9 protein-coding genes are annotated in these 12,122 nt (G+C 66.2%); 1 reads left to right on the top strand and 8 read right to left on the bottom strand.

Going from position 1 to position 12,122, the window contains the following annotated elements; genetic code table 11:
• Positions 1-79: 79 nt before the first annotated feature.
• The 7 genes from xylF to MasN3_RS14930 form a co-directional block, all read right to left on the bottom strand.
• Complete coding sequence (gene xylF / locus MasN3_RS14900; RefSeq protein WP_370662298.1) at positions 80-1,090, bottom strand: D-xylose ABC transporter substrate-binding protein; 1,011 nt, start codon at positions 1,088-1,090, stop codon at positions 80-82.
• A gap of 106 nt (positions 1,091-1,196) precedes the next feature.
• Positions 1,197-2,987 (bottom strand): IlvD/Edd family dehydratase, encoded by a 1,791-nt coding sequence (locus MasN3_RS14905; RefSeq protein WP_281908147.1) that lies wholly within the window; start codon positions 2,985-2,987, stop codon positions 1,197-1,199.
• A gap of 4 nt (positions 2,988-2,991) precedes the next feature.
• Positions 2,992-3,882, bottom strand: a complete 891-nt coding sequence (locus MasN3_RS14910) for an SMP-30/gluconolactonase/LRE family protein (protein ID WP_281908149.1) — start codon at positions 3,880-3,882, stop codon at positions 2,992-2,994.
• Positions 3,879-4,670 carry an SDR family NAD(P)-dependent oxidoreductase gene (locus MasN3_RS14915; protein WP_281908151.1) on the bottom strand — a complete coding sequence of 264 codons (792 nt, stop codon included), beginning with the start codon at positions 4,668-4,670 and terminating at the stop codon, positions 3,879-3,881. The genes MasN3_RS14910 and MasN3_RS14915 overlap by 4 nt, the downstream gene beginning before the upstream one ends.
• Positions 4,671-4,695: 25 nt before the next feature.
• On the bottom strand, positions 4,696-5,883 hold the full coding sequence (locus MasN3_RS14920) for a fumarylacetoacetate hydrolase family protein (protein ID WP_281908153.1): 1,188 nt from the start codon (positions 5,881-5,883) through the stop codon (positions 4,696-4,698).
• Positions 5,884-5,899: 16 nt separating this feature from the next.
• Entirely contained in the window at positions 5,900-8,308 is a 2,409-nt protein-coding gene (locus MasN3_RS14925; protein ID WP_281908155.1) for a glycoside hydrolase family 3 N-terminal domain-containing protein, read from the bottom strand.
• Between the two features lie 281 nt (positions 8,309-8,589).
• The gene (locus MasN3_RS14930; RefSeq protein ID WP_281908156.1) at positions 8,590-9,738 is read right to left on the bottom strand and encodes a LacI family DNA-binding transcriptional regulator; all 1,149 of its coding nucleotides are present in this window, start codon (positions 9,736-9,738) and stop codon (positions 8,590-8,592) included.
• 188 nt (positions 9,739-9,926) lie between these two features.
• Between MasN3_RS14930 and MasN3_RS14935 the strand changes: the two genes are divergently transcribed.
• Positions 9,927-11,093 (top strand): endo-1,4-beta-xylanase, encoded by a 1,167-nt coding sequence (locus MasN3_RS14935; protein ID WP_281908157.1) that lies wholly within the window; start codon positions 9,927-9,929, stop codon positions 11,091-11,093.
• Between the two features lie 486 nt (positions 11,094-11,579).
• Here MasN3_RS14935 and MasN3_RS14940 read toward each other — a convergent pair whose 3' ends face one another.
• Positions 11,580-11,984 (bottom strand): hypothetical protein, encoded by a 405-nt coding sequence (locus tag MasN3_RS14940; RefSeq protein ID WP_281908159.1) that lies wholly within the window; start codon positions 11,982-11,984, stop codon positions 11,580-11,582.
• Between the last annotated feature and the right edge of the window lie 138 nt (positions 11,985-12,122).

The raw sequence follows: 12,122 nt of genomic DNA on the forward strand, positions 1-12,122 counted from the left end.
AAGACTCGTTGGTGTGCGCCGCCACGCGCCGGTCGCCATCGACCGGCACGGGTGGCGCAGAGTGCCGACAGCTGCTGGATTACTTCCCGGCCAGCTGTGCCTGGGAATAGAAGCCGTCCTTGACCAGCAGGTCGACGTTCGACTTGTTCAGCAGGACCGGCTTGAGCAGCAGGCTGTCGACGTTCTTGACGCCGTTGTGCATCTGGGCGTTGTAGGCCGGCTTCTGGTTGCGCACCAGCTGCACCGCGACGCTGGCCGCGTTCGAGGCCAGCGCGCGCAGCGGCTTGTAGACGGTCATGGTCTGGGTGCCGGCGATCACGCGGCGCACCGCCGCCAGGTCGGCGTCCTGGCCCGACACCAGCACCTTGCCGGCCAGCTTCTGGGCCGCCAGCGCCTGGATCGCGCCGCCCGCGGTACCGTCGTTGGAGGCGACCACGGCGTCGATCTTGTTGCCGCTTGCGGTCAGCGCGTTCTCGACGATGGCCATCGCCTCGGAAGCGCTCCAGTCCTTGACCCACTGCTTGCCGACGATCTTGACGTCGCCCTTGTCCACCAGCGGCTGCAGCACCTTCATCTGACCTTCGCGCAGGATCTTGGCGTTGTTGTCGGTCGGGGCCCCGCCCAGCAGGTAGTAGTTGCCCTTCGGCTTGAGGTTCACCAGCGACTGCGCCTGCAGCTCGCCGACGGCCTTGTTGTCGAACGAGACGTAGGCATCGACATCGGCATTCAGGATCAGGCGGTCGTACGACACCACCTTGATCTTGGCCTTCTTCGCTTCGCGGATGGCGTTGTTGAGCACCGTGGCGTTGTAGGGAACGATCACCAGCACGTCCACGCCGCGCGAGATCAGGTTTTCGATCTGGGCGATCTGGCGCTGCTCGCTGGCGTCGGCCGACTGTACGTACACCTTGGCGCCCAGCTTCTGCGCGGCCGCCGTGAAGTAATCGCGGTCGCGCGCCCAGCGCTCCAGGCGCAGGTCGTCGATCGAGAAGCCGATCTTGGGATTGGTGGCGTCCGCGTGGGCCACGCCGACGCCGCCGCTGAACAGGATTGCGAATGCCAGGCCGACGGCCTTGATCATCTTTTTCATTTGTTATGTCTCCAATTGATTTCTTCTGTTGCCAGTTCGGGGCGGCTCTGCGGCTGCTCCTGCCATTCTGATCAAAATCCCGCCGCAGCGCCAGCCCGACGCATCGTCAGTGGTTATGGCGCGGCATGTCGTGCGCCACGCCGCGGTAAGGCAGTGCCAGCTCCATACAAGCCCCGGTGTGCAGCTGGCCCACAGTGGCGCGGTAGATCTGCTGCCATGGCGTCTGGTTCGGCGGAATTGCCGGCGGATCGTCCCTGCGGCGCGCCGCCAGCTCCTCATCGGAGACCAGGACGTCGCAGCGCCCCGCGTTCAGGTCCACGCGCACGATGTCGCCGGTACGCAACAGCGCCAGGTTGCCGCCGGCCGCGCTCTCGGGCGACGCATTCAGGATCGAGGGGCTGTCCGAGGTGCCGGACTGGCGCCCATCGCCCAGGGTCGGCAGCGCCATGATGCCGCGCTTGATCAAGGCATCGGGCGGCTGCATGTTCACCACCTCGGCCGATCCGGGCCAGCCGATCGGGCCGGAGCCGCGGATCACCAGCATGGTGCGCTCGTCGATCTCGAGCGCCGGATCGTTGATGCGGTGATGGTAGTCGTCCGAACCGTCGAACACGACCACGCGGCACTCGAAGCGGTTTTCCGCGCCGGGCTCCGAGAGGTAGCGCTCGCGGAAGGCCGGGGAAATGACGCTGGTCTTCATGATGGCGAAGTCGAACAGGTTCCCCTTCAGCACCATGAAGCCGGCGCTGTGCTTGAGCGGATCGGCAAACGGGCGGATCATCTCGCGGTCCCAGCTTTCCTTGTCCACCAGGTTCTCGGCCATGGTCTTGCCGGTGACGGTCGGACGCTTCGAGCGCAACAGGCCCTGCTGCTCGAGCTCCCACATGATGGCCGGCACGCCGCCGGCGCGGTGGAAACGCTCGCCCAGGTATTTGCCGGCTGGCTGCATGTTGAGCAGCAGCGGCACGTCGTAGCCGTATTCCATCCAGTCCTCGGGCGTGATCTCGACGCCGGCGTGGCGCGCCATGGCGACGATGTGGGGCTGGGCGTTGCTGGAGCCGCCGATCGCGGCATTGACCACGATCGCGTCCAGGAAGGCCTCGCGCGTCAGGATGGTCGAGGGACGGACGTCCGCATGGGCCAGCTCGACGATGCGGCGGCCGGTGTCGTAGGCCATCTGGCCGCGTTCGCGGTACGGGGCGGGAATCGCCGAGCAACCGGTTAACGACATGCCCAGCGCTTCGGCCACGGCGTTCATGGTCGAGGCGGTGCCCATGGTGTTGCAGTGGCCGGCCGAGGGAGCCGACGCGGTGGCGATCTGGATGAACTTCTCTTCGTCGATCTCGCCTGCTGCAAGGCGCCGGCGGCCCTTCCAGACGGCGGCGCCGGAACCGGCCAGCTCGCCCTCGAACCAGCCGTCCAGCATCGGCCCGCCCGACAGCACGATGGCCGGGATGTCGACCGTGGCGGCTGCCATCAGCTGGGCCGGGGTGGTCTTGTCGCAGCCGGTGGTCAGCACCACCGCGTCGATCGGGTAGCCGTGCAGGATCTCGACCAGCCCCAGGTAGGCCAGGTTGCGGTCCAGCGCCGCGGTCGGGCGGCGGCAGTTCTCGAAAATCGGGTGCAGCGGGAATTCCATCGGGATGCCGCCGGCGTCGCGGATGCCGTCGCGCACGCGCCTGGCCAGGTCCAGGTGGATACGGTTGCAGGGCGCGATGTCGCTGCCGCTCTGGGCGATGCCGATGATCGGCTTGCCCGAGCGCAGTTCGTCCGGGGTGATCCCGTAGTTCATGAAGCGCTCCAGGTAGAGCGCGGTCATGTCGATCCGCTCGGGGTTGTCGAACCAGTCCTGGGAGCGGAAACGGCGTGGCTTCTGTTGTTGGTCGTCGTGATTCATGTTCTCATTTCTCCAGCCGCAAGAGGCGCTGCGGCAGTCCCGGGGTCTCCACACGGAAGCTGAACAGGCTGCCGGCCAGCGGCTGCGCCGCCAGTTCTTCGTTCGACAGGCCCTTGCGGGCGGTGGTGGCGTAGACCGTGCGCAGGTCCTCGCCGCCGAAGGCCAGCTTGGTGACGTTGGCGCAGGGGAAGCGTACTTCGCCCACTTTTCGTCCTTGCGCGTCGAAGCGGTCGATCCGCCAGCCGCCGAAGGTGGCGATCCACACGCAACCTTCCGCATCCACGGCCATGCCGTCCGGATAACCGCCGTCCTTCAATTCCACGAAGGGGCGCTTGTTCGACAGGCCCCCGTCCGTTGCCCGGTCGAAGGCGTAGGTGCGCTTCTCCAGGGTGTCGGTGTGGTACAGGGTGCGCCCGTCGGGACTCAGCGCCGGGCCGTTGGTGATGACGTAGCCGTCGTCGTGGCGTTCGGCCTTGCCGCCGTCGAAGCGGTACAGCGCGCCGGTGGGCTGCTCTTCGGCGTCGTCCATCGAGCCGAACCACAGTGCACCGGCGGCGTCGACGTGGCCGTCGTTGAAGCGGTTGCCCGGCTGGTCGGCTTCGACCGCGAGCAGGGATTCGAAGGCGCCGCCCTCCTCGATGAAGCGGTACAGGCCGTCGTCCAGCGAGCACACCATGCCGCCGTCGGAGGCGCGCACGATGAAGCTGACCTGGCCCGGCGCTTCCCAGCTTTTTCGCTCCCCGCCGTCGGCGTCGCAGCGGTGGATACGCCGGCCCTTGATGTCGACGAACCAGACCTGTGCGCTGGTGGCGTCCCACAGGACGCCCTCGCCCAGCGTGGCGCCCACCTGCCACAGGCACTCTGGCGTGCTTGCAATGGTCGGGTGGCCGCTCATGCGCCGTACCAGCCCGCGTCGACGAAGTATTCGCGGCCGCTGCAATGGCGCGCATTGTTCGAGGCCAGGAACAGGGCCAGCGCGGCCACGTCCTGCATCTCGACGCGCTCGGGAATGCACTGCCCGGCCAGGATGCGCGCCTCTTCCTCGGCGGTATGCCACAGCGCCTGCTGGCGCGGGGTGCGCACGGCGCCCGGCACCACGGTGTTGGCGCGGATCCCGTACTTGCCGACGTCGCGCGCCAGCGCGCGCGTCATGCCCTCGATGCCGGCCTTGGCCGTCATGTACAAGTGCAGCTGGGTGTGCGGCAGGTGCCAGGAAATCGAGCCGAAGTTCAGGATCACCCCGTCGCGCCGCTCCTTCATGCCCGGCAGCACGGCCTGGGTGCAGAAGAACTTGTGACGCAGGTTGACGTTCATGCGGCTGTCCCAGTATTCCGGGGTGACGTCCTCGATCTCGTGGCGGTCGTCGTTGGCCGCGTTGTTGAGCAGGATGTCGACGCCGCCGAGTTCTTCCTCGATGGCGGCGAACACGGACTTGAGCTGGTCCAGGTCGGTCAGGTCGCAGCGCATGAACTTCGGCGGGTGCCGGGACGCGGCCAGGCTGGCCTCCAGCTGGCGCGATGCCTCCTCGGCGATGTCGAGGAAGATCACGCGCGCGCCCTGCCCGGCGAAGGCCGTGGTCAGCTCGCTGCCGATGCCGCTGCCGCCGCCGGTGACGACGACGCGCTTGTCTTTCAGGTCGGGATAGGACGCGTAGGCGAATTCTTGTTGTTTGTTGTCAGACATGAAAATCTCGTGAGGGAATGGCGTCCTAGCGGGCGCCGGCGGCAGCCAGCAGGCCGCGCCGCGCCAGGTTGTTGTAGAGGGCCCGTACGCCGAAGGTCCAGGGTTCGATGCCGTCGCTGCGCTGGACCGTGTTGACCAGCGTGCCGAGCGAGGGCGTGGAGATGCTGACGCGATCCCCGAGGTGGTGGGTGAAGCCTTTGCCCGGCGCGTCGCGGTCCTTGATCGGCGAGAACATCGTGCCGAGGAAGAGCATGAAGCCGTCCGGGTACTGGTGGTGGGCGCCGCAGGTCTGGCCGACCAGGTCGAGCGGGTCGCGGCTGATCTCGCGCATGCGGCTGTGGCCCGCCAAGGTGAAGCCGTCGTCCAGGCCTTCGATCAGCATGCCCACTTCGGCTTCGCGCAGGGTATCGAGCGAGAAGCCGCCGTCGAACAGGCGGATGAAGGGGCCGATCGCGCAGGAACCGTTGTTGTCCTTGGCCTTGCCCAGGAGCAGAGCGCTGCGGCCTTCGATGTCGCGCAGGTTGACGTCGTTGCCGAGCGTGCCGCCGACCACCAGGCCACGGCTGTTCACGGCCAGCACGATTTCCGGCTCCGGGTTGTTCCAGTGGGATGCCGGGTGCAGGCCGACCTCCGCGCCGTGGCCGACCGCCGACATCGGCTGCGACTTGGTGAACACTTCGGCATACGGCCCGATGCCCACTTCCATGTACTGCGACCACAGGCCGCGGCTGGACAGCTCGTCCTTCAGGCGCAGGGCGGCTTCGGAGCCCGGCTCGATCTGCGACAGGTTGGTGCCGATCGAGGCCTGCAGCTGGGCGCGCAGTTCGCCGGCGCGTCCGGGGTCGCCCTTGGCCTGCTCTTCGATCACGCGTTCGAGCAGGCTGACCGCGAAGGTCACGCCGCATGCCTTGATCGCCTGCAGGTCGCACGGGGCGAGCAGCCTGACGCTGCCTTCGGCTTCCGCGCTGCTTGCGGCCTGCACCAGGGCCAGGGCGTCGCCCAGGTCTTCGCCTTCGGCGCCGCGCACGATGGCCAGCATGTCGTCGCGCTCGAACAGCTCGGCGACCGTGGCGGCGTGCCGGGTGATGTCGACCAGGCGGCCGCGGCGTACCGCCACCACGGCGGGGCCGTCGACTGGCGCGCCACGCCAGACGCGGCCGACCAGCAGCGCGTCGTTCAGGTCGGCGGGCAGGAGATTGGTTTCTTGTGTCATGATCTTTCTCTTTTCCTTATGCCACGGTGAGGGTCGCCTTCTTGAGGTCGACGCTGTTCGGTCCCACGAAGATGCTGAACGTGCCCGGCTCGACGACGCGCTTCATGTCGGCGTTGAAGAACCACAGGTCGCTCGGCTTGATGTCGAAGTCCAGGGTACGGCTGGCGCCCGGCTCCAGGCTGACGCGCTGGAAACCCTTCAGTTCCAGCAGCGGCCGGGTCACCGAGCTGACGTCGTCGCGGATATACAGCTGCACGACCTCGTCGCCGCGCAGCTGGCCAACGTTGCGCACGTCCACCTGGACCCGGGTGCTGCCGTTCACCCCGATGCGCGCCTGGATCAGGCGCGGCTTTGATATCTCGAAACGGGTGTAGGACAGGCCGAATCCGAACGGGAACAGGGGCGTGGTCACGCCGTCGATGTAGCCGCGCCGGGTGCTCGGCTTGCGGTTGTAGTACATCGGTAGCTGGCCCGGGTCGCGTGCGATCGTGACCGGCAGCTTGCCGCCCGGGTTGGCGCGGCCGAACAGCAGATCGGCCACCGCATGGCCGGTCTCCTGGCCCAAGTACCAGCATTCGAGCAGGGCGTCGGCGCGTTCGGCCAGCAGCTTGGCCGACAGCGGACGGCCGTTCAGCAGCAGCACCACGGTCGGTTTGTTCAGCGCGAAGATGGCGCGCGCCAGGTCGTTCTGCTGGCCGAGCAGGTCCAGGGTGATGCGGTCGCCCAGGTGGTGGTCGGCCCAGGCTTCGCGCGCGGTCATCTCGTTGTCGCCCAGGACCATGACGATGGTGTCGGCCGACCTGGCGGCTTCCACGGCATCCTGGATCAGGCGGGCATTGACTTCCGGCTTGGTAAACTCGATCTCGTCCTTGCCCCAGATGCGCTGTTCGGTCAGGCGCACGCCCTCGCGGTAGTCGAACGAGAAGCCCTGGGCGCGCGCTTCGTTCTCCAGCGCCTCGTGGATCGAGACCACGTGGCGCGGGATATCGGAATAGCCGCCGATCGGGGTATCCTTCGCGTGGGTGCCGAGCAGCAGCATCTTGCCGACCCGGTTCGGCTGCAAGGGCAGCAGGCCCTTGTCGTTCTTCAGCAGCACCGCGCTGCGGCGCGCCGCTTCGCGCGCCAGTGCGATCGCGTCCGGGGTCGCGGTCAGGGCTTCGGCCCGGGCCGCGTCCGCGTACGGGTTCTCGAACAGCCCGGCATCGAACTTCAGCTTCAGGATGCGGCGCACGCTGGCGTCGATCTCCTTGACCGAGATCCGTTTTTCGCGGACCAGGTCGGCCAGGCTCAGGTAGCCCAGCGGATCCGGGGTCTCGACGTCGACGCCGGCCTTGACCGCCTGCAGCGCCGCCTCCTTGTCGTTGGCGGCCAGGCTGTGGCGCGACACCAGCTCCTTGACCCCCATGTAGTCCGACACCGTCGCGCCCTGGAAGCCCCACTCCTTGCGCAGGACGTCGGTCAGGAGCCAGCGGCTGGCGTGCGACGGCAAGCCGTCGATCTCGTTATACGAGGGCATCACGGCCGCAATCTTTGTTTCCTTGATGATCTTCTCGAAGGGCGGAAAGAAATCCTCGCGCAGGGTGCGCTCGCCCACGTGGGCCGGACCGATGTTGGTGCCGCTCTCGGGCTGGCCGTGGCCGGTCATGTGCTTGAGGGTCGCATGCACCTTGTCGGCCGCCAGCGGCAGGGTCTCGCCCGAGAAGCCGATCACGGCCGCCTTGCCCATCACGCCGCACAGGTGCGGATCTTCGCCGTACGTTTCCTCGATGCGGCCCCAGCGCGGATCGCGCGCCACATCGACCACCGGCGCCAGCGCCAGGTTGGCGCCGCGCGCGCGCATCTCGCGCGCCGCGACCGAAAACACCTGCGTCACCATCGCCGGGTCGAAGCTCGAGGCCAGGCCGATCGCTTGCGGGAAGCAGGTCGCCTCGCGTGCCGTGTAGCCGTGCAGCGCTTCCTCGTGCATCAGGACCGGAATGCCCAGGCGGGTGCGCTCCACCGCCCATTTCTGCACCGCGTTCACGTACTCGGCGGTCTCGCGCGGGCCGCGGTTGGCGGTCGCACCCGAATTGCCGGCCACATTGGCGTCCCGGCCCAGCAGGCGGTCGGACGGGCGCGCCAGCATGCCCATGCCGTTCGGGTAGGCGGCCTGCGCCTTCTCCATCGAAAAACTGCTGTCCTGGTTCTGCACACCCGGCTTCTTTTGCCACAAGCATTGCATCTGGACGATCTTTTCTTCCAGCGTCATGCGCCGCAGCAGGTCTTCGACCCGCGCATTGACCGGTGCACTTGCCTGCTTGTACAGCGGTACGCCGCCCTGCCCGCCCTTGGGGGCCGCTGCCGCGAGGGCGGGGACGCTGCCCAGGCCCGCCATGCCAGCCATGCTCCCTACCGAGGCCAGGAATTCCCTGCGTTTGATACCCATCGATGTCGTCTCCGCTGCTTGTTGTTATGTCCCGCTCGTGAACGGCGGGTGATTGCAGTCAAACATTCGTATAACAGAAATGTTACCGCAACCATTCCAGTCTAAACGGCGGAATTATCAGCTGTCAATCAAATACTTGCCGAATGTTCAGCGAGCGCGACGAAAGGCGATGGGAAGCCGGCCGGAGCGGCTTCGAAGGCGGGATATCAGGGGGGAGAAAAGCTGCCGCGGGCGCGCCGGCAAGGCGCGCCCGCGGGGACGAGAACGGGGACGGAAGCGGCTCAGCGCGCAGCCTGGGAGCGGCGCGCACCCGCGGGTGCGACCTTGGCGCCGGCCTTGACGGAGGGGAGCCGCGCCGGCGGCCGGGTGCGCGGGGCGGCATCCGACTGGCGCCGCACCAGTTCGAATGCCATCGGCACGCGTTCCGGCGGCGCCTCTTCGCCCTCGCGCAGCGCGCGCACGCGCCGCACCAGCGATTGCACCGCTTCGCGCGCCATCTCGGCGATCGGCTGGCGCACGGTGGTCAGTTCGGGCCAGATGGTGGTGGCCAGGGCCGAGTCGTCGAAGCCGGTGACGGTGAGGTCGCCCGGCACGTCCAGGCCCAGGCGGTGCGCGACCGCGACGGCAGCCGCAGCCATGTCGTCGTTGCTGGCGAAGATCGCGGTCGGGCGCTCCTCGAGAGCCAGCAGGTGTTCCGCCGCATCCAGGCCGGAGCGGTAGGTGAACATGCCCTGCACCACCAGGTCTTCGGCCTTGTCGGCGCCCTTCTCTTCGATGGCGGCGCGGTAACCCGCCAGGCGGCGGCCGCTGGCGGTCTGGTTCGGGTGGCCGACGATGAAGCCGATGCGCTGGTGGCCGAGGGTAATCAGGTGGCGCGTCATCTGGTAGGCGGCATCGTAGTCGTCGATGCTGACGGCGCCCACGCGCTCGTCCGGCGAACCGCAGGCGACCACCACGGCCGGGATGTCGGCCTCGGCCACGCAAGCGATCACGGCTTCGCTGTCGCACAGCGGCGGCGGCAGGATGATGCCGTCCAGCCCGTTGCCGATCAGGCGCCGGGTCTGCTCTTCCTCGTGCTGCCCGGCTTCGCACTTCTCGACGAACAGCTGGACGTTGTTCAGGCCGGACTGGCTCAGCAGGCCGACCAGGAATTCGCTGAGGTAGGCGGCGCTCGGGTTACTGTACAGGAAGCCGACCCGGATCGGCTTGGAGCCGGCCAGGTTGCGCGCCTCCTGGTTGGGAGTGTAGTTCAGGGCGGCGACCGCCTCGGCGACCTTGCGCCGCGTGCTCTCGCGCACCAGGCCCTTGCCGTTCATGACGCGCGACACCGTCATCGGCGAGACGCCGGCCAGCTTGGCGACGTCGGCCATGGTCGGCTGGCCGCGGCGCTCCACGTCTTCCTGGATGGCTTTCACGTTGGCTTTACTCATGTTCTCGCGGACCCCTGTGGACGATATGACTCTGTTGTTTGCGCTATCTTAGCACAACCACAAACCACGACGCATGTCCCTCGCTCAGCGGCGCAACGTGCGATGCCTGCTTAGAAATCGATTTCATTCCGCCGAAGATTGCGCTAACATTCCTGCGCCACAATCACAATACGGAGACACGGAACAACATGACGACACGACGCACCATGCTGCAGGCGCTTGCCGGCGCCGCCCTCCTGCCCACAGGATTCCCCGCACTGGCGGCCGCCCCCGCGGGCGAGGCGCTTAAGGACATTGCAAAGCGCAAGGGCCTGCGCTTCGGGACCGCGGTCGGCGCCGGAAAGAACCAGTTCGGCGACCCGGCCTACCGCGTCCTGGTCGAACGCGAGTGCAACATCATCGTGGCCGAAAACGAGATGAAGTGGCAGGCCCTGGCGCCGACGCGCGATGCCTACCGTTTCGGCCCGGCCGACGCGATGCTGGACTGGGCCGAGAAGAGCGGCATGGCGATGCGTGGCCACAACCTGTTCTGGCAGCCCGAGAAATGGCTGCCGGCCTGGATCGCGAAGGAGAACTTCGGCAAGGACAGGGCGCGCGTGGAAACCCTGATGCGCAAGCACGCCCAGACGGTGTGCGCCCACTACGGCACCCGGATCCAGAGCTGGGACGTGATGAACGAAGCAGTCGACCCGGCCGACGGCAAGATGCGCCAGAACGCCCTCACCCGCGCGTTCGCCGGGCCGTCCGGCGCCGTCGAGCAGGTGGACCTGGCCTTCCGCCTGGCGCACGAGTACGCGCCGCACGCCCAACTGGTCTACAACGACTACATGCGCGAGGACAGCGGCAGCGCCAAGCACCGCGCAGGCGTGCTGCGCATGCTGGCCGAACTGAAGCGGCGCGGCACGCCGGTCCATGCGCTCGGCCTGCAGGCCCACATCGGCTCCTGGGACGAGAGCAAGAAGCGCGGCCGCGAAGACATGCTCGCGTGGCGACAATTCCTGGACGAAGCCACCGCCATGGGCTACGACCTGTTGATCACCGAGTTCGACGTCAACGACCGCGCCCTGCCGGCCGACATCGCCAAGCGCGACGCCGGCGTGGCGGCCGCCGCGCGCGAGTTCCTCGACGTGACGCTCTCGTATCCGCGCTTGACGGACTTCCTGCTGTGGGGCCTGGCCGACCATATCAGCTGGCTGCAGACCTGGGACGAGGCGCCGCGCAAGGACAAGCTGGCGCAGCGTCCCCTGCCCTACGACGCCCAGCTGCGCACCAAGCCGCTGCGTCAGGCGATCGCGGACGCCATGCGGGCGATGCCGGAGCGCCGGCAGGCACGCTCGGACAAGTCAGTTACCTAGCTCCATTCAGCGCCGGTCAGATTGGTGCCGTAGAGCGGAGCGTCTTCGTGGCGTTGCGCCTCTGTATACCCGTAACGTTTGGGCCCTTATCGGCAGTCGGGACGCCCGTATTCCTATCCGTAAGAATATGGCACCGACTGTGTCTGGTGACAGAGGGGCTATCTCACTCACCCGTCTATCCAACTGTGCACGAAACAGATGAAGCCATACGATTTCGCTAACCGGGAAGGTTATCTATAAATTGTTTCGGTCCAAAAACAACCGTTTCCATTTCATGGGCACGCGCCCGCGCGTGGATACATTTCTCATCCTGTCCTCGATGAAGCCACCTTTGATCGTGTACGTTGCCGTGTACGTTGTAGTGGGCGTCGCCGTTGACGTTGCAGTGGGCATTGCCGTGGGTAAGTCACTTCAACGCTTGGGCCATTCGCGTTAAGCCTGGGAAAAGCTTATCGATCAGAGAGACCCCAAAACCTTCCTTCTGATTCATCGGTCAAATTCATGCCTTAATCTATCGACGACCCGCTTGAACATTTCCACTGCACCGGCAAACCCTTCGCTGAGATCGTCATGGAAAAAATCGGTAAAAAATTCCTCAGGCCACAATAAAACAGCACCGTCTGAGTCTTGCCTTACATGCCAATACCGCGAGCATCGATCATCCACGACTTCGAACAGGCATGCCGGAATGATCCGGCATCCGCCAAAATCGTTAAGTATTTGATATTGCGCCCCACCACCATGTGGCTCGGTTGGGAGCAAAAAACTTAAACCCAGTACAAGATATTCCTTCCCGGGCACAATCTGGTATTCAATTTTTGGGCTAGACGTATAGCCCAGTTGCTTCTCTTGGTCATCGCTTAACCGTGTCCCAACGCACCTGACCTTCATGGCTGCCTCTCATCCTTCAACTTCGTTTTGAATTCGACGACCTGTTTGGTTTCCCTATTCTGAGCCGCATGAGTTTCGATTTTTGTACCGTCCTTCGCAACGTGATTGCCTCCAGACACTTTCTGCCAATCGCCGGCT

Origin of the sequence: Massilia varians (genome assembly GCF_027923905.1) — a bacterium.
Taxonomy (GTDB): domain Bacteria; phylum Pseudomonadota; class Gammaproteobacteria; order Burkholderiales; family Burkholderiaceae_D; genus Telluria; species Telluria varians_B.